Here is an 18,342-nt window from a genome sequence, read left to right as displayed (position 1 = left end):
CTTAACTGACGGCATCAACCATGCCGTGCCGCACCGCCAACAACGCCAGCTCCACATCGCTTGAAATCGACAGCTTGTCGAAGATGCGATAGCGATAGGTATTCACCGTCTTGGGCGACAAGCAAAGTTTGTCGGAGATGCTCTGGACCTTCTGACAGTTGGCGATCATCAGGGCAATCTGAATCTCCCGCTCCGAGAGTAGGTCAAAAGGCGAGTTCCCAGCTTGCGGTTGGAACGACTTAAGCGCGAGCTGCTGGGCGATCTGCGGGCTGATGAAGCGTTGACCGGCGAATACCTGGCGGATCGCCTGGATCATTTCGTCCAGCCCAGCGCCCTTCGTCAGGTAGCCCGCCGCGCCGGCCTGAAGGAGACGCGTCGGGAAGGGATCTTCTTCACAGGCCGTCACCGCCACGACTTTCAGGTCTGTGTGGCTACGCAAGAGTTTGCGCGTGGCTTCCAGACCGCCAATACCAGGCATCTTGACGTCCATCAGCACTACATCAGGCTTGAGTTCACGCGCCTTTTGGATCGCTTCTTCGCCGCTTTCGGCCTGGCCCACCACCTGCAAGCCGTCTACATCGGCCAGCATGCGACTTATCCCCGCTCTAACCAGATCGTGGTCATCGACCACCAGTACCCTTATCAAGCGACACCTCTTCAGTGCATCGCGCGCCGCAGTGGCAGCAAGCTTGTTTGAATGTTCGCCACATTAGCAAATGACACGAGTTACACCTAGAGCCCATTGCTTGCCCGTCAAACCACAAGCGTCAAAATATCGAACAAGATGTCCTGCATCATTCCTGCAAAATTGATTCTGATGCCGAATTATCAACGATTATAAAAGCATTTTTTCATCATGAGCGCGCGCGACCCGCCAGACGCCGCCCCGACAAACCAGCCATGATAACGACCGGCCCGTCACAGCTCAGAACGGGCCGATCTCCCCGTCGGATCAAACCGTCAGTATTTCAGACGGATCAACGTGATTGAGCGTCGACAGTATGTGCATGGGTTCAGTCAGAGCCGGGGCCATGGTCCATCGCTCAAGGCTGTCATTCCCCACCCTGATCAAACCGGTATGACTGCTCAAGTTCCGATCCACCTCCGGATTGATGTCATAGAACCCCAGACTGAAACGCACCGCCTCAACTGCTTCCGGCTCACCGGTCAGGAACTGCCAACCCACGCCGATATGGTGCTTCTCAACGTAAGCCTGAAGTACCTCAGGGGTGTCCATCAGCGGCTGCAAGGTGATTGAGTACATGAAGACACTGCACCCCGCACGATCGCCCAAGAGTTGCTGAAGTCGGCGCAGGTTGGCCGTCATGGTCGGGCATTTGCCCGAACACTCCGTGTACATCATGTTGAAGGCGACCACCTTGCCGCGAATGAGGTCGTCGTAAAACCTCACCTTTCGCCCTTCATGGGTGACCAGTGTGACGTTCGGAAACACCCCACCACCCCGCATGACAACCGAATCGCTGCCGCTCTCCTCCGCACCGCTCTGCATCGCTGCCCAACCCACAAAAACGGCGGCAGAACTCCCCAGCCCTGCTAATAGATTTCTCCGCGTACTCATGATGTTTCCTCCCGCTAAATGGGAAAGTTCCGCGATATGCTCTAGACGATGTCCCACCGCAGCATCATGGCGTGGTCTTCGTGGATCAGGTTGTGGCAGTGCATGACGTACTTGCCCTTGTAGTCACGGAACCGGAGGAACACCCGTAGCGTCGCGAAAGGCTCAAGGACATAAACGTCCTTGCGCCCCTGGTCATGGGGCGTTAACGGCACGTTTACACCGTTGATCGTCTTGCTGAGGATTCGACCTTCTTCGAAGTGGATGTGGATCGGGTGCGACCAGCCATCCTCGGGATTGACCAGTTCCCAGATCTCGCTGGCCCCCTTGGGGATCTGTGCTCGAGGATTGGTCACATCGACGAACTTGCCATTGATCGCCCACATCCCGTTCGATCTTTCGAAGATCCAGCGCCTAACAGGAGCTGAGTCGATCTCCGCCTGAGTGATCGGCGGATACGGGCGCAACACGCTAGGGACGCGACTGAGATCCTGGGACGGCGGGTAACGGTCGACGATGATTTTCAGAACGCGGACGCCGGGTTCCTTCACATCCTTCGGCCCCCTGGTCTCCTCTTGGCGCAGCCGATTGACCAGGTAGAGCTGGGTCCCGATCAGGTAGCGGGAGAAGTCGACCACGATGTCGGCACGCTCGGCAACGCCCAGGCGGATGCTGGTTTGGTTTAACAGCGGTGCTGAGAAGAGGTTGCCGTCGTTACCGATATGGGTGAACTTCTGAACCACGTCATTCGGCGAAACCAGGAAGAGTTCATAGAAGCGACTTGGTCCAGTATTCAGCAAGCGGAAACGATAGCGCCTGGCGGCCACTCGTAGCACCGGCTCAATGCGACCATTGACCAGCACCTTGTCTCCGAGCACGCCCTCGGGATTTACCTGGTCGTAGTACAGCTTGCCGGATGCATCGAAGCGTCGATCATTGAAGTTCAACGGATAGTCGTAGGGATGACTCGGCAAGCGAAGCGCAGTAGGGCTCGGATCAGCCTCGTTACCAGAATCCAAATCGTCGAACAGGAGATAGAACCCCGCCAACCCGAGATACAAATTGGGCGCTGTAAAGTCCAAGGTATGGTCATGATAAAAGAGCGTGCCCAAGGCCTCCCTGTAGTCCCCCTTCAGGTCCTGCCGCGCTTCGAAGCCCGCACACACATTCGAATACAGGTGATCCTTGAACTTTCCTTTGGCAGTCAGCGTCGGTCCAGCCTTGTTGGGGCTGTAATAGTCGCCGGGAAAGCCATCGCTCTCTGATCCGGTATGCAAGTTGTGCAAGTGCGTAGAGATCTCAGGAGTGCCAAAGCCCACGTGATTCTGCGGCAACTTGTTGTAGATGCGGCACAGGATGGGGCGCCCGTAGTGTCCGTGAAAAGTCGCACTCGGCATGGTCATGTCCGGGATATTCGCCTGATAACCCCAGATCCTTTGCGGCGGATAGGAAGGGCTGTAAACCCAATCGGTCCGCTCAGTTGCGCTGATCTCGTAATATTCCGCATAGGGAGCGAACTGAGCCCAACGCTGGTGCGGATTACGCCCCGCTTCGCCGGCTGCAATATTTGCCGTCTCAGTTGGTGCCGGATTGAGTGCTGCAACGTGTGAGGCAGGACTCACCTGCTTGGGCAGCTCATGAGCCCAAGGCACCGTGGGCGGACTGGGCGGAATAATGGGCACGATCACCGCACGAGCCTGTCGACCACTCAACAGTAGCGGCGCCGCCATCGTCGCTGCCGTCAGTTTCAAGAATGTCCTTCTCTCCTCCCTCCCGACCGAATCCTCCAGGCGATTCGTCGCGTGCTCGCTCTCAAGGCGTTTCATGACAATCTCCACTAGCTGCCGCTCAGCACTGGAGGTGGCACCATATTCGGCGCTTCTGGGAACAGCTGCACCAGTGATAATTTCGGCCAATTGAGCGTTTGCTCGTTGGATTAGCGCCGCAAAACGTCAATAACACGACTTAAATGCATTTGTATCAAAATGTAAATCATCAGCCGTCGGCGTTTTGGCTCGTCTGTCGGACAGACCTGAAAGCCGCTAAATAGACGTATTTCAATCGACCTGGAGGTGTAACGAGGCTGACTCGACGCCCAGATCTCAGGCAAGCGTTTCCAGGAAACATGTCTGAACCCGCAAACCAGAAAACAAGGCTCGGAACGCGACCGGCTCTGCCAGCTATTTGACGTCCCGCAGATGCCAGAAATGTCGACGCGAAGATAACTCGCCGACAGCCTCGTGCTGAGTAAAACCAACGATGGCGCTCAGGCACAGGGCCATGCTTCGAGCATCAACTGGCACGGAACCAGTCGCCTACCTGATCGACCTCCCACTGGTGATCACAGCCCCGGAGACGAATGACGCCTTCGCCGCGCGGGAGGATGGGGACGGCGAGGAGATGAACGCTGCTATCAATTACCTGCCAATGATCATGGATCTGCCAAACAGGGCGCGCTGTTCAAAGTTGTCGGCAAACCGTTGTACCGGGCACCCCAGGCAGCGGCAATCGAACCCGGCGAGCAGAATTTGCCGGCCGACTGAAGGAGGTGGTCGAATCGATGCGCCGCACCGGCGCACTGAGCGAACCAGCGGTTAAGTGGTTAGGCTTCGACATGATCAGGAACCAGGCAAAGGAGCGAGATGGCTACCAGCAGCCCAGAAACGCAAAAGCCCCTATCTACGGGGCTTTTGACGTCAAAATATGGCGGAAGCGTAGAGATTCGAACTCTAGGACAGTTGCCCGTCGGCGGTTTTCAAGACCGCTGCCTTAAACCACTCGGCCACGCTTCCAAATGCGTCGTACAGAGGCTCTCAACATCGCTGCTTTGAAACCTCCGCTTGCGCGGGCCGCCATAGTACCGGAACGCAACACGCTGTCAAACTCTTGCAATTCAACATTCAAGGCTCTCTGTTATGCTCATTCCCTGACTGAGGTCACGGAAATCCAATTTCGGGAGTGTCGCGATGAACCAACAGAACTACGCCCTCAACCAGGCCCAGGCCGAACAGCTGGAGGTCAGCCGCGTCCTGCGCAATACCTACGGTCTTCTGGCCCTGACGCTCGCCTTCAGCGGTCTGGTTGCCTACGTCGCTCAACAGATGCGCGTACCGTACCCAAGCATCTTCGTGGTGCTGATCGGTTTCTATGGCCTGTTCTTCCTGACGGTTAAGCTGCGTGATTCCGCCTGGGGCCTGGTTTCGACCTTCGCCCTGACCGGTTTCATGGGTTACACCCTTGGCCCAATCCTCAACATGTACCTGGGCATGCCCAATGGTGGCGAGGTCGTCAGCTCCGCATTCGCCATGACAGCGCTGGTGTTCTTCGGCCTGTCCGCGTATGTGCTGACCACCCGCAAGGACATGAGTTTCCTGGGTGGATTCATCACCGCGGGCTTCTTCGTCCTGATTGGAGCAACGCTGGTGAGCCTGTTCTTCAACATCAGCGGCTTGCAGCTGGCGATCAGCGCAGGCTTCGTGGTCTTCTCCTCGGTCTGCATCCTGTTCCAGACCAGCGCGATCATCCACGGTGGCGAGCGTAACTACATCATGGCCACCATCAGTCTGTATGTGTCGATCTACAACCTGTTCATCAGTCTGTTGCAGTTGATTGGTGTATTCAGCAGCGACGACTGATCGACAGCGCAAGCAGAAAAGCCCGCTTCGGCGGGCTTTTTTCTGTCTCTGCAACGGCAAATGGCAACGTCTGCCGTATCATTCCATTTGTTCCCAATCGTACTTTCGAAGCGTCCATGAAATTCGCCATTGCCCTCTTCGCTCCGCCCCACGCGCCCTCCTCCCGGCGCGCCCTGCGCTTTGCCCAGGCAGCGCTGGAGGGAGGTCACGAAATCGTGCGCCTGTTCTTCTACCAGGAAGGCGTGCACAGCGCGTCAGCCAACGTGGTTTCATCGCAGGACGAGCTGGACTTTTCCTCGGAGTGGAGCCGTTTCGTCCGCGAGCACCAACTCGATGGCATCGTCTGCATTGCTGCAGCGCTACGTCGGGGCGTACTCAACTCCAAAGAGGCGCAACGCTACGACAGACCCGCCGCCAATCTGGCCGAGGGCTGGGAGTTGTCCGGCCTCGGCCAGTTGCACGAGGCAGCGCAACTGGCGGACCGCCTGGTCTGCTTCGGGGGCAATTGAAATGAAGTCGATGCTGATCATTACCCGCCAGGCCCCCTGGACCGGGCCTGGCGCTCGCGAGACCCTGGACATCGCCCTGGCCGGCGGCGCCTTCGACCTGCCGCTGGGCATGCTGTTCCTCGATGATGGCGTCTTCCAGCTGGTGGCCAGCCAACAGCCAGGTTCCCTGCAGCAGAAAGACCTTACCGCCAACCTCCAGGCGCTGCCGCTTTTCGGTGTAGAGTCGCTCTACGTATCGGCACAGAGCCTGCAAGAGCGTGGACTCGATGCGGCCACCTTGAACCTTGCGGTGGACGTGCTGGACGACAGTGCACTCACCGCCCTTATCGACCGCTACGACCAGGTGATCACACTCTGATGGCCACCCTGCACATGCTTTCTCACTCCCCGTTCACTGACGGCCGACTAGGCAGCTGCCTGCGCCTGCTGGGGCCACAGGATGCTCTGCTGCTTACCGGCGATGCCGTCTATGCCCTGCAGCCTGGCAGCAACCCCCGCCAGGCCCTGGAGCTGATGCCCGACCACATTGCCTTGCATGCATTGGCTGAAGACCTCGAAGCACGCGCCATTCGGGATCTGCCGACACGCCTGCAAGTTCTGGATTACCCCGCCTTCGTCGACCTCTGCTGCCACTACGACAAGGTCAACAGCTGGCTATGAACGAACTATTGATCGACGGCCATAGCATCGCGCTGGACAAGGACGGTTACCTGCAGGAACTCGGGGACTGGAACCCAGCTGTCGCCAGCGCTTTGGCTGAACGAGAAGAGCTGGAGCTGCAGCCGGAGCATTGGGAGATTATCGAGCTATTGCGCAGGTTCTATGCGGAGTTCCAGCTCTCGCCGGCCAACCGCCCGCTGGTCAAATACGTCGCGCAAAAGCTCGGCCCGGAAAAGGGCAACAGCCTCCACCTAAACCGCCTCTTCAAGGGCGCCCCGGCCAAGCTTGCCGCCAAGCTCGCCGGCCTGCCGAAACCGACCAATTGCCTATGAACCTCGTCACTCCTCCAGAACATCCCTTCGCCCAATTCGTGCGCATCCTCGGCAAGGGCAAGCGCGGCGCCCGCAACATGACCCGCGAAGAAGCCCGCGAATCCATGGGCATGCTGCTCGATGGCGCGGTTGAAGATACGCAGCTCGGCGCCTTCCTGATGTTGCTGCGGCACAAGGAAGAAAATGCGGAGGAACTGGCCGGCTTCACTGAAGCCTTCCGCCAACGCAACTCAGCACCCGAAATTGCCGTGGACCTCGACTGGCCCACCTACGCCGGCAAGAAACGCCACCTGCCCTGGTACCTGCTCGCCGCGAGGGCTTTGGCTGAGTCCGGAGTTCGCATCCTGCTCCACGGCGGCGGAGCCCACACCGCAGGGCGCCTCTACAGCGAGCAGCTGCTGGACTTGCTGGATATACCACTGTGCATGGACTGGACGGAGGTCGCCGAAGCCCTGGACGAACGTCGACTGGCCTTCATACCACTCAGCGCCTGGGCGCCCCAATTTCAGCGGATGATCGACCTGCGCAACACGCTCGGGCTCCGCTCACCGATTCACTCATTGGCGCGCATCCTCAATCCGCTCCAGGCTCGCTGCGGGCTGCAGAGCATCTTCCACCCCGGCTACCAGGCGGTCCATCGCGAAGCTAGCCAACTGCTAGGTGACCACGCCATTGTCATCAAGGGCGAAGGCGGCGAGATCGAGGTCAATCCCGACGGTACGTGCCACCTTTACGGCACCACCGCTGGCGAGGCCTGGGATGAGGAATGGCCGGCACTCTCCCCCCAACGTCACGTCAAACCAGAGCGCTTGGACGCCGCGCAATTGGTAACCGTATGGAATGGTGAGGCCGAAGACCATTACGGCCGTCTTGCTGTCATCTCCACCATGGCGCTTGCCCTGCGCGGCCTAGGCTACGAACGCGAACAGGCCTTCGAGGAAGCCCAGCGTCGCTGGGATACCCGCAAGAGATCAGTCTGATCGATAGTTAAGCCCGGTTATTTGCGCTTTTTCATCGAGCAGCGCCCGATAGACTGAGACCGAACACAATTTCGGAGACAGCTCATGGGCCTGCTCGTTGACGGTAAATGGCATGACAAGTGGTACGACACCGCCAGGGATGGACGCTTCCAGCGAGAAAGCGCCCGTCGGCGTAACTGGATAACCCCTCACGGTGAACCTGGACCTTCAGGTATCGGCGGATTTCCGGCCGAAGCTGGTCGTTACCACCTCTATGTATCACTGGCCTGCCCCTGGGCCCATCGAACCCTGATATTCCGCAAGCTCAAAGGCCTGGAGTCACTCATTGATGTCTCAGTCGTCAGCTGGCTGATGCTGGAAAATGGCTGGACCTTCGACCAGGACTTCGGCTCAACGGGCGACAAGCTGGATGGACTGGGCTTCCTCCACCAGCGCTACACCCTGGATAGCCCCGAGTACAGCGGCCGTGTCACGGTGCCTTTGCTTTGGGACAAACAGTCGGGTCGTATCGTCAGCAACGAGTCGTCTGAAATCATCCGCATGTTCAACGGTGCCTTCGACCACCTCACCGGCAACCGGCTGGATTTCTACCCCGAGTCAATTCGGGGCGAGATCGATGCCCTGAACGAGCGGATCTACCCGGCAGTGAACAACGGTGTCTACCGCGCAGGCTTCGCCACGACACAAGCGGCCTATGCGGAGGCATTCCAGACACTGTTCGAGGAGCTCGACTATTTGGACGCCTTATTGGAACGTCGACGCTACTTGGCAGGCGAGCACATCACTGAAGCAGACTGGCGATTGTTCACTACTCTGATCCGCTTCGACGCTGTATATCACGGCCACTTCAAGTGCAACCTGAAGCGGATCGCTGACTATCGCTACCTGTCAGGTTGGCTTCGAGAGCTGTACCAATGGCCAGGCGTGGCAGAGACGGTGGATTTCGTCCATATCAAAGGCCACTACTACGCGAGCCATCGCACCATCAACCCGACCGGCGTGATCCCTTTGGGGCCCGCACAGACGTTCGAGGCTCCGCATGATCGCGATCATCTGCCGCCAGGGCTCAGAGTGCGGCCGGCGCTGAGTCAAGCTCAGGCATGGCCCTGAGCGCCCTCGAACCAGGCCAGCTTGTCGCGTAATGTCACCACCTCGCCGACAATCACCAGGGTCGGGGCATGGACCTCATGCTCAGCCACCAGCTTCGGCAGATTGGCCAAGGTGCCGGTGAAGACTCGCTGCTTGCTGGTGGTGCCCTGCTGGACGAGTGCGGCGGGCGTATCCACCGAGCGTCCATGCTTGACCAGCTGCTCGCAGATCATCGGCAACCCGACCAGCCCCATGTAGAACACCAGCGTCTGGCCCGGGGCGGTGAGATCGGCCCATGGCAGATCGCAACTGCCATCCTTCAGGTGACCGGTGACAAAGCGAACGGACTGGGCATAGTCGCGATGGGTCAGTGGTATCCCAGCATAGGCCGAGCAACCGGACGCCGCCGTGATCCCCGGGACCACCTGGAAAGGAATGCCATTGGCCGCCAGTTCTTCGATTTCTTCGCCGCCACGGCCGAAAATGAACGGGTCACCGCCCTTAAGGCGAAGCACGCGCTTGCCGAGCTTCGCCTGTTCAATCAAAAGCCGGTTGATCTCGTCCTGAGGTACTGCATGATCAGCGCGGCGCTTGCCGACGTAGATCCGCTCCGCATCACGCCGGCAGAGTTCGATTATTGGCGCCGCCACCAAGCGGTCATAGAGCACCACGTCAGCTTGCTGCATCAGACGCAGTGCGCGGAACGTGAGCAGATCGGGATCCCCTGGGCCAGCGCCAACCAGATAGACCTCGCCTAGCGCTTTTGGCGCTCCGCCGGCCACTTTCTCGGCGAGCAAGCGTTCGGCCTCTGCGGCCTGGCCAGATAGCATCCGATCCGCAATGGGCCCCTGGAATACCTCCTCCCAGAACACCCGGCGCTGCTGCACATTCGGGAGCAATGCCTTCACCTGGTCCCGGAACTTCTTTGCCAACCCGGCGAGCTGACCATAGGTGGCAGGAATCCAGGTCTCGATCTTGGCCCGGATCAGTCGGGCGAGCACCGGCGCGTCGCCCGCGCTGGATACCGCCACGATCAGTGGGGAGCGGTCGACGATGGCCGGGAAAATCACGCTGCAGAGCCTCGGCGCATCCACCACGTTGACCGGAATGCCACGCGCCTGGGCGTGGGCCGAGACCTGTGCATTCAAGGCCTCGTCATCGCTTGCAGCTATAGCCAGGCCGCAGCCATCGAGGTCCACTATATCGTAGCCACGCTGGTGACATTGACCGCCACTCGCAATGGCCATCTCCACGAGCTGCTCGTCAAGTTCGAGCGCCACCACTTGCAATCGGGCTCCTGCATCAGCCAATAGCCGCGCTTTGCGAAGCGCGACCTCGCCACCACCGACCACAAGCACTTGGCGCCCCTGTAGATTGTGGAACAGCGGTAGGAAATCCATAGACAGGCCTTCTTGCGTTAACAGGTTTAGGGCGAGTTCAACGATAACCGCCCGCAGGCAACCAGGTCGCAACGCGGGCGGAGATCCTTTCCATCAGCCTCACACAATGTGGGGCTCCGGCACTCAGCCGATGACTTCGATGCCACCCATGTAGGGTTTAAGCGCTTCCGGCACACGGATGCTGCCGTCTGCTTGCTGATAGTTTTCCAGCACCGCCACCAGGGTCCGGCCAACTGCCAAGCCCGAGCCATTCAGGGTATGCACCAGCTCCGGCTTGCCGGTTTCCGGATTGCGGTAGCGCGCCTGCATGCGGCGCGCCTGGAAGTCACCGCAGTTGGAGCAAGACGAAATCTCGCGGTACTTGTCCTGGCTCGGCACCCAGACCTCCAGGTCATAGGTCTTGGTGGCACCGAAGCCCATGTCACCAGTGCACAGGGCCAGCACGCGGTAAGGCAGCTCAAGCAACTGCAGTACGCGCTCGGCGTTACCGGTCAGGCTTTCCAGCGCTTCATAGGACTTGGACGGCTCGACGATCTGCACCATCTCGACCTTGTCGAACTGGTGTTGGCGGATCATTCCGCGAGTATCGCGGCCAGATGCACCAGCTTCGCTGCGGAAGCACGGGGTATGCGCAACGAACTTCAGCGGCAGTTGCTTGGCCTCAAGGATTTCACCGGCCACGATGTTGGTCAGCGAGACTTCCGCCGTGGGAATCAGGTAGAAATCGGCTTCGTTTTCGCGGGAGATCTTGAACAGGTCCTCCTCGAACTTCGGCAGCTGGCCTGTACCCTGCAGTGCAGGCGCCTGCACCAGGTAGGGGGTATAAGCCTCTTCGTAGCCATGCTCGGCGGTGTGCAGGTTGATCATGAACTGCGCCAGGGCACGATGCAGGCGAGCGATGGGGCCCCGTAACAAGGCAAAGCGAGCGCCAGAGAGCTTGGCAGCGGTCTCGAAGTCCAGCCAGCCGTGCTGCTCGCCCAGGCTCACATGGTCCTTGATCTCGAAGTCGAAACTGCGCGGAGTACCCCAGCGACGAATCTCGACGTTCGCGCCTTCATCTTCGCCAACCGGCACCGACTCGTGCGGCAGGTTCGGGATGTTCAGCAGCAAGTTGTCCAGCTCGGCCTGGATGTTCTCCAGCTCTCGCTTGCCCTCGTCCAGCTCGCTGCCCATGCGATCCACGTCGGCCAGCAGCGGCGCAATGTCTTCGCCGCGCTGCTTGGCCTGACCGATGGACTTGGAACGGGCATTGCGCTCAGCCTGCAGCTGTTCAGTGCGAGTCTGCACGGTCTTGCGCTGGTTCTCCAACGCTTCCAGGCGCGCTACATCCAGTTCAAAGCCACGGGTGGCGAGGCGTTCCGCGATTTCCCGAGTCTGGGTACGGACCAGTTTGGCATCGAGCATGTCAGGTTCTCGTCTATCAGATTTTCGTCAGTATCAAGCCTGCCCAGGTGGCGAGCAGACCGCCCAATACGCTCAGCGTCACGTAGCTCATTGCCAAAGGCATCTGGCCGCTTTCCAGCAAACGCAGCGTATCGAGGGAAAAGGATGAAAAAGTCGTCAGGCCACCCAGGAATCCGACCATGAGCCCGGAGCGGATCTCCACAGGCACGTCCGGGCGCACCAGGAACAGCCCATAGAGGTAACCGATCAGAAGGCAGCCGACGATATTGACGGCAAGGGTACCGGCGTAGAAGTAACGTGGCCAGTAGGCAGCGATGAGATTGCCGGTGGCGAAACGCAACAGGGTTCCGGCTACGCCGCCGGCAGCAACTGTCAGGATGAGCCCGATCAAGGCTTTCTCCTTTGCCACGGGCTGGCCCGATTCAGCGCGTCCAGGTGTTGCAGCTTGTCACGAATTTTCAGCTCCAGGCCTCGCGGCACGGGCTGATAGTAACGACGTGGTTCCAGGTGCTCGGGGAAGTAATCCTCACCGGCTGCATAGGCCTCGGGCTCATCGTGGGCATAGCGGTACTCTTCGCCATAGCCAAGCTCCTTCATCAGCCGGGTCGGCGCATTGCGCAGGTGCAGCGGGACCTCCTGCGAACCGTTCTCCGCAGCGTCGCGCATTGCAGCCTTGAAAGCCATGTACACGGCATTGCTCTTTGGTGCACAGGCCAGGTAAACGATGGCTTGGGCCACTGCAAGCTCGCCCTCGGGACTGCCCAGGCGCTCCTGGACATCCCAGGCCGACAGGCACAGGCTCAAGGCCCGCGGGTCAGCGTTACCGATATCCTCACTGGCCATGCGCACCACCCGGCGGGCGATATACAGCGGGTCGCATCCACCATCGAGCATTCGCGCAAACCAGTAGAGCGCCGCATCTGGGTCAGAGCCCCGAACCGATTTGTGCAGAGCCGATATCTGGTCGTAAAACGCCTCACCACCCTTGTCGAATCGACGCCGGCTGTCACCCAGAAGGTTCTGCAGCAGCTCGACGCCCATCTCGCCGCCGTCCTCGGCCAGGTCCGCGGCGTTCTCCAGCAGGTTGAGCAGGCGACGACCATCGCCATCGGCAGCTGCCATCAGGATGGCAAAGCTCTCTTCGGGCAGTCTGAGGTGCCGCTTGCCGAGCCCCCTGTCCTCGTTGAGCGCGCGCGCCACCAGCTTGCGCAGGGCAGGCTCGTCCAGGCTTTTGAGCACATAGACGCGGGCCCGGGACAACAACGCGTTGTTCAGCTCGAACGATGGGTTCTCGGTCGTGGCGCCGATGAAGATAAGCGTGCCGTCCTCGACGTACGGCAGGAACGCATCCTGCTGCGACTTGTTGAATCGATGGACTTCGTCAACGAAGAGGATGGTGCGGCGGCCGTACTGAGCTGCCTGCTGCTTGGCCATCTCCACCGATTGGCGGATTTCCTTGACACCGGAGAGCACCGCGGAAATAGTCTCGAAATGCGCATCGGTGACCTGCGCCAGGAGCTTGGCCAGGGTGGTTTTGCCGACACCTGGAGGCCCCCAGAAAATCATCGAGTGAAGCGCCCCCTGTTCCAGGGCCTCGCGCAGCGGCTTACCGGGCGCCAACAGGTGCTCCTGCCCGACGTACTCGTCAAGACTGGCCGCGCGCAAACGCGCGGCCAGGGGCTGAGCGATAGGTTCGGAGCGGAACAGGTCCATGGGCAAAGCAGCTTATTCCTGAATGACGTCGGCGCCCTCAGGCACCTTGAAGTTGAACTGGGCGGTGTCGATCGCCTGATTCATCTTGATCCCGAGGAACAGAATGTTGGTGCGCTGGCCGACGCTGTCAATCAGCTGCATGTCATTGATCACGCCATTGCGGAACGAGAGGCGAAGAGTGTCGAACAGTGTGTCCTTGGCCTTGGGCTTCAGGATGAAGTCAACCACATCGCCACCCTCTTTGTGAGTGATGTCGAAGTTCTCACTGATCTTCGAGACATCACCGGAAAGCAGCAATGCCGGAGTATGGGTCAAACGCTGGTCGAGGGCCTGGATGGTGACTTGCTCCAGATCCGGATCGTAGAGCCAGACCTTCTCACCGTTGGAAACCAGCAACTGCTCCATCGGCGCGTCGGTGTGCCAGCGGAACAGGCCCGGACGCTTGAGTGAGAGTTCGCCAGAGGTTTCCTGCAGCTGGGTCCCGGAGCCGTCCAGGGTCAGCTGGGAAAAACGCCCGGTAATGGTCTGGGCATTGTTCAGCATTTCGGTCAGGCGGCTGATGGCCACCTTGTCATCGGCCTGCACCTGCAGGGCGCCAAGGCCCAACACAGCTACCAGCAGCATGCGGATCAGTCGCATGGAAATCCTCGTCAAGAAATCGGTTTCGAATCAATCGCGCATCGGAGCTGGCGCGATAACCTCGCGCGAACCGTTGCCGTTCATAGCGCTCACGACGCCGGCCATCTCCATCGCCTCGATCATGCGTGCGGCCCGGTTGTAGCCGATCTTCAGCTTGCGCTGCACGGCAGAAATCGAAGCGCGACGGCTTTCGACCACGAAGCGCACAGCTTCGTCATACAGCGGGTCGTCCTCGCTGCCTTCACTACCGCCTTCGCCACCTTCGCCGCTGCCGGAGAAGCCGCTACCACCCTCCTCCACGCCAGCCAGAATATCCTCGATGTAGTCGGGCGCGCCGCGCAGCTTCCAGGCCTCGACCACACGATGCACCTCGTCATCGGACACAAAGGCTCCATGCACGCGAATCGGCAGGCCGGTACCCGGCGGCAGGTAGAGCATGTCGCCATGGCCCAACAGCTGCTCGGCACCACCCTGGTCGAGGATGGTGCGCGAGTCGATCTTGCTCGAAACCTGGAAAGCCATCCGGGTCGGGATGTTGGCCTTGATCAGGCCCGTGATCACGTCAACGGAGGGTCGCTGGGTCGCCAGGATCAGATGGATGCCGGCTGCACGAGCCTTCTGGGCGATACGCGCGATCAGTTCCTCAACCTTCTTGCCGACGATCATCATCATGTCGGCAAACTCGTCGACTACAACGACGATGGTGGGCAGCGTCTTCAGCAACGGCGCCTCGTCGTCCATGCTTTCGCGACGGTAAAGGGGATCGGTCAGCGGTGTGCCCGCCTCTTCGGCATCCTTGACCTTGCGGTTGAAGCCGGCGAGGTTTCGCACCCCCATGGCGGCCATCAGCTTGTAGCGCCGCTCCATCTCGGCCACGCTCCAGCGCAGCGCGTTGGCGGCCTCCTTCATGTCAGTGACCACCGGACAAAGCAGGTGCGGAATGCCTTCGTAGATGGAGAGCTCCAACATCTTCGGATCGATCATGATCATCCGCGCCTGCTCGGGCGTGGACTTGAACAGGATCGACAGGATCATGGCGTTGACCCCCACCGACTTACCAGAACCGGTCGTACCAGCCACCAGTAGGTGAGGCATTCTCGCCAGGTCGGTGATGATCGGTTTGCCACCAATATCATGACCAAGGGCCAGAGTGACGGGGGACTTGGCATCGTCGTACTCGGTCGAAGACAGCACTTCGGAGAAGCGAACGATCTGGCGGTCCTCATTGGGGATCTCTATCCCCACGGTGGTCTTCCCAGGAATCACTTCCACCACGCGCACGCTGATCACTGCCAGAGAGCGCGCAAGGTCCTTAGCCAGGTTGGAAATGCGACTGACCTTGACCCCGGCCGCCGGCTGGATTTCGAAGCGGGTGATCACCGGTCCCGGATGAACCGACTCCACCAGAACCTCAACGCCGAATTCCTTCAATTTGATCTCAAGCAGGCGGGACATCGCCTCCAGGGACTCGGGCGAGTAGCTCTTCTGCTTTTTCTCAGCCACATCCAGCAGGGAAATCGGCGGAAGCGTGCCTTCCACGGCCGAGTCGATGAACAGCGGAGCCTGCTTTTCTTTCTGCACCCGCTTGCTTGGCTCGGTGGGCTTGGGCGGTGGCGGCGCAGCGATCACAGGAGCCGGGCGTTTCTCGCGCTCGGTCATGTGCTTGGTCAGCGCCTCCTCTCGCTCGATCAAGCGCTCCTTGACCTTGGCCTGCTCGCGACGGTCCGCGATCACCGGAGCTGCGACCTCACTTACCCGATCTTCCACCTCACGCAACTTGGCCACCAGCTGCTTGCGTTCGGCACGGGCACTCCACCAGCGGTTCACCGCGCTCTGGATCAACTCGAAGAGGTCGAGGGTAATCTTGCCCGTAAGGTCCATCACCTTGAACCACGACAGGTCGGTGAATACGGTCAGGCCAAAAAGGAACAAGGCAAAAAACAGCAATGTGCTGCCCTGCACATTGAGCGCCGCGACTGCAAGGTGGCTGAGGCTTTCGCCTAACGCACCGCCTGCCGAGGCTGGCAACCCTGCATGATCCTGGAAATGGATATCCGCGAGCGCCGCCCCGGAAAGCACCAGGAAAACCAGGCCTATGAGCCGCCAGGAGAACAACCAGCCGCTCCAGTCGATCGGCTCGTGGCGATGCTGGAACACCTGGAGCGTCTTGACGGCCAGGAGCAGCGGAAACACATAGGCGAAATAGCCCAGAGCCATAAACAGGATGTCTGCGAACCAGGCCCCGAGGCGTCCAGCCGCGTTTTGCACTTGCTCAACGTTGCTGGTGTGCGTCCAGCCCGGGTCGGAAGAGTCGTAGGTCAGCAGTGCCATCCAGAGGTAGAGGCACAGTGCGCCCAGCGCGATCAACGCACCTTCCTTGAGGCGATAATGCAATTGCTGGCGCCAGACGGGCGTCTGGGCTCTGGTCGTGGAGTTCTTCAAAACGCGTCTTTTCCTGCGCCCTGGGCGCGTTCAAGAGTCGGTGAGGGCATCATGCCGGCCGCAAATGCCGCCCATTGTACGGGTTTGGCCGCGCGATGCCACGCACGCCGGGCAATGGCCGCAGCGTTTTGCCGCTGTCTCATGCTTCGGTGTAGCATAGCCGGCAACGATTTGTGTGATGCTCAATTGGAGCATGCATTCTCTTTCGTGACAAAGACTTATGAGGCCTTTTTATGAGCGAAGTCAAGCATTCCCGATTGATCATCCTGGGCTCCGGCCCGGCTGGATACAGCGCTGCCGTCTATGCTGCGCGCGCCAACCTCAAGCCTGTCGTCATTACTGGCATCCAGCCCGGCGGCCAACTGACCACCACTACTGAAGTTGACAACTGGCCCGGTGACGTCGAAGGACTCACTGGCCCTGCACTTATGGAGCGCATGCAAAAGCATGCCGAGCGCTTCGACACCGAGATTGTCTACGACCACATCCATACGGCAGAGTTGCAGACCCGCCCGTTCGTCCTGAAGGGCGACAGCGGCACCTATAGCTGCGACGCTCTGATCCTCGCTACTGGCGCATCAGCCCAATACCTCGGCCTGCCATCCGAAGAGGCCTTTGCCGGCAAAGGCGTTTCCGCCTGCGCGACCTGTGATGGCTTCTTCTATCGCAACCAAGTGGTCTGCGTGATCGGCGGCGGCAACACCGCGGTCGAGGAGGCACTCTACCTGGCAAACATCGCCAAGGAAGTCCATCTAATCCATCGTCGCGACAAGCTGCGCTCCGAGAAGATCCTTCAGGACAAGCTGTTCGAAAAGGCTGAAAACGGTAACATCCGCCTGCATTGGAACCACACCCTCGACGAGGTGCTGGGCGATGCCAGCGGCGTGACCGGCGTCCGACTGAAGAGCACCGCAGACGGTGCAACCAAGGAATTGGCGCTTGCCGGCGTGTTCATCGCCATCGGCCACAAGCCGAACACCGACCTGTTCCACGGCCAACTGGAAATGCGCGACGGTTACTTACTGGTCAAGGGCGGCTCCGAAGGCAACGCCACGGCAACGAGCATCCCGGGCGTGTTTGCTGCCGGCGACGTAGCAGATCACATCTACCGCCAAGCCATCACCTCGGCAGGCTCGGGCTGCATGGCCGCCCTGGACGCCGAAAAGTTCCTCGACGACAACTGACAGGCTCTGCAGTGGCGGGCCACCGACCCGCCCTGCCCTCCCTCATGCTCACCTGGCTGCAACGCGAATCTCTCGAATTCCCCCCCTTGGAACGCGCCCTGCGCGAGCCCAACGGGCTGCTTGCCGCTGGCGGCGACCTCTCTTCCGAGCGCCTGATCCAAGCTTATCGCCACGGTTGCTTTCCATGGTATCAAGAGGGTCAGCCCATCCTATGGTGGTCGCCGGACCCACGTACCGTGCTACCACCGAACGAAATCCACATCTCCCGCAGCCTCGCCAAACTGATGCGCCAGCAACGATTTCAGGTCACCTTCGACCATGACTTCGCCGGAGTGATACGCGGCTGCGCCGGCCCGCGCAGCTATGCCGATGGAACCTGGATCACGCCGGCGATGCAGGCCGCATACATCGAATTGCATCGCATCGGGGTCGCCCACTCGGTAGAAGTCTGGCTCGAAGGCGAACTGGTCGGCGGCCTTTACGGCCTTGCCATGGGCAAGCTGTTCTTTGGCGAGTCCATGTTCAGCCGCATCGATAACGCGTCGAAGGTAGGTTTCGCCACGCTGGCCCAGTACCTTGGCAAGTGGGGTTTTGCGCTGATCGACTGCCAGATGCCGACCCAGCACCTACAAAGTTTCGGCGCCAGAACCATCAGTCGGGCAGCATTCTCCCGCAACCTGCAGCTTTACCTCGACCAACCCAATAGTGCGGACTGGATTGCCTAGGCGAGCCCAGCAGGCTGGCTTACACTTGCTGAAGGGTTTTCCCGGGGATTGATC

Annotated in this window: 18 protein-coding genes and 1 tRNA gene; 9 read left to right on the top strand and 10 right to left on the bottom strand. The window is 59.9% G+C overall.

Features of this window, described 5'->3' with window-relative positions:
- Nucleotide 1: 1 nt before the first annotated feature.
- The 4 genes from gacA to J7302_RS02610 form a co-directional block, all read right to left on the bottom strand.
- The gene (gene gacA / locus J7302_RS02625) at nt 2-646 is read right to left on the bottom strand and encodes a response regulator transcription factor GacA (RefSeq protein WP_215369855.1); all 645 of its coding nucleotides are present in this window, start codon (nt 644-646) and stop codon (nt 2-4) included.
- A 306-nt stretch (nt 647-952) separates the two neighbouring features.
- Nucleotides 953-1,579, bottom strand: a complete 627-nt coding sequence (locus tag J7302_RS02620) for an SCO family protein (RefSeq protein WP_215369853.1) — start codon at nt 1,577-1,579, stop codon at nt 953-955.
- A 41-nt stretch (nt 1,580-1,620) separates the two neighbouring features.
- Nucleotides 1,621-3,402 carry a multicopper oxidase family protein gene (locus J7302_RS02615; protein WP_251701819.1) on the bottom strand — a complete coding sequence of 594 codons (1,782 nt, stop codon included), beginning with the start codon at nt 3,400-3,402 and terminating at the stop codon, nt 1,621-1,623.
- A gap of 878 nt (nt 3,403-4,280) precedes the next feature.
- Nucleotides 4,281-4,368, bottom strand: a tRNA-Ser gene (locus tag J7302_RS02610).
- Between the two features lie 174 nt (nt 4,369-4,542).
- Between J7302_RS02610 and J7302_RS02605 the strand changes: the two genes are divergently transcribed.
- From J7302_RS02605 to J7302_RS02575, 7 genes are all read left to right on the top strand, one after another.
- On the top strand, nt 4,543-5,211 hold the full coding sequence (locus tag J7302_RS02605) for a Bax inhibitor-1/YccA family protein (protein ID WP_215369851.1): 669 nt from the start codon (nt 4,543-4,545) through the stop codon (nt 5,209-5,211).
- A 116-nt stretch (nt 5,212-5,327) separates the two neighbouring features.
- Nucleotides 5,328-5,720: a sulfurtransferase complex subunit TusD gene (gene tusD / locus J7302_RS02600; protein WP_215369849.1), complete on the top strand. Its 393-nt coding sequence runs from the start codon at nt 5,328-5,330 to the stop codon at nt 5,718-5,720.
- Nucleotide 5,721: 1 nt separating this feature from the next.
- Nucleotides 5,722-6,078 (top strand): sulfurtransferase complex subunit TusC, encoded by a 357-nt coding sequence (tusC, locus tag J7302_RS02595; RefSeq protein WP_215369847.1) that lies wholly within the window; start codon nt 5,722-5,724, stop codon nt 6,076-6,078.
- Nucleotides 6,078-6,380 (top strand): sulfurtransferase complex subunit TusB, encoded by a 303-nt coding sequence (tusB, locus tag J7302_RS02590; RefSeq protein ID WP_215369845.1) that lies wholly within the window; start codon nt 6,078-6,080, stop codon nt 6,378-6,380. Before tusC ends, tusB begins: the two co-directional genes overlap by 1 nt.
- Nucleotides 6,377-6,712, top strand: a complete 336-nt coding sequence (locus tag J7302_RS02585) for a TusE/DsrC/DsvC family sulfur relay protein (protein WP_215369843.1) — start codon at nt 6,377-6,379, stop codon at nt 6,710-6,712. Before tusB ends, J7302_RS02585 begins: the two co-directional genes overlap by 4 nt.
- A complete protein-coding gene (locus J7302_RS02580) occupies nt 6,709-7,692 on the top strand; it encodes a glycosyl transferase family protein (protein WP_215369841.1) in 984 nt (327 codons plus the stop codon). Before J7302_RS02585 ends, J7302_RS02580 begins: the two co-directional genes overlap by 4 nt.
- An 84-nt stretch (nt 7,693-7,776) precedes the next feature.
- Complete coding sequence (locus J7302_RS02575) at nt 7,777-8,802, top strand: glutathione S-transferase family protein (RefSeq protein WP_215369838.1); 1,026 nt, start codon at nt 7,777-7,779, stop codon at nt 8,800-8,802.
- Here J7302_RS02575 and cysG read toward each other — a convergent pair.
- The 6 genes from cysG to ftsK form a co-directional block, all read right to left on the bottom strand.
- On the bottom strand, nt 8,787-10,181 hold the full coding sequence (gene cysG / locus J7302_RS02570) for a siroheme synthase CysG (protein WP_215369836.1): 1,395 nt from the start codon (nt 10,179-10,181) through the stop codon (nt 8,787-8,789). The genes J7302_RS02575 and cysG overlap by 16 nt on opposite strands.
- A gap of 123 nt (nt 10,182-10,304) precedes the next feature.
- Entirely contained in the window at nt 10,305-11,585 is a 1,281-nt protein-coding gene (gene serS / locus J7302_RS02565; protein WP_215369833.1) for a serine--tRNA ligase, read from the bottom strand.
- Nucleotides 11,586-11,601: 16 nt separating this feature from the next.
- Nucleotides 11,602-11,976 (bottom strand): fluoride efflux transporter CrcB, encoded by a 375-nt coding sequence (gene crcB, locus J7302_RS02560; protein WP_215369831.1) that lies wholly within the window; start codon nt 11,974-11,976, stop codon nt 11,602-11,604.
- Nucleotides 11,973-13,298, bottom strand: a complete 1,326-nt coding sequence (locus tag J7302_RS02555; RefSeq protein WP_215369828.1) for a replication-associated recombination protein A — start codon at nt 13,296-13,298, stop codon at nt 11,973-11,975. The genes crcB and J7302_RS02555 overlap by 4 nt, the downstream gene beginning before the upstream one ends.
- A 12-nt stretch (nt 13,299-13,310) precedes the next feature.
- Nucleotides 13,311-13,937 (bottom strand): outer membrane lipoprotein chaperone LolA, encoded by a 627-nt coding sequence (lolA, locus tag J7302_RS02550; protein WP_215369825.1) that lies wholly within the window; start codon nt 13,935-13,937, stop codon nt 13,311-13,313.
- A 30-nt stretch (nt 13,938-13,967) separates the two neighbouring features.
- A complete protein-coding gene (ftsK, locus tag J7302_RS02545) occupies nt 13,968-16,379 on the bottom strand; it encodes a DNA translocase FtsK (RefSeq protein ID WP_215369822.1) in 2,412 nt (803 codons plus the stop codon).
- 233 nt (nt 16,380-16,612) lie between these two features.
- Between ftsK and trxB the strand changes: the two genes are divergently transcribed.
- Together trxB and aat are read left to right on the top strand one after the other, a co-directional pair.
- Complete coding sequence (gene trxB, locus J7302_RS02540) at nt 16,613-17,563, top strand: thioredoxin-disulfide reductase (protein ID WP_215369820.1); 951 nt, start codon at nt 16,613-16,615, stop codon at nt 17,561-17,563.
- A 44-nt stretch (nt 17,564-17,607) separates the two neighbouring features.
- Nucleotides 17,608-18,288: a leucyl/phenylalanyl-tRNA--protein transferase gene (gene aat / locus J7302_RS02535; protein WP_215369817.1), complete on the top strand. Its 681-nt coding sequence runs from the start codon at nt 17,608-17,610 to the stop codon at nt 18,286-18,288.
- Nucleotides 18,289-18,342: the final 54 nt, after the last annotated feature.

The sequence above is a fragment of the Metapseudomonas boanensis genome, from assembly GCF_018704125.1.
Classification (GTDB): Bacteria; Pseudomonadota; Gammaproteobacteria; order Pseudomonadales; family Pseudomonadaceae; genus Metapseudomonas; species Metapseudomonas boanensis.
Note: the sequence above shows the minus strand (reverse complement) of the source record. Positions and strands in the feature narration are given on the sequence as shown.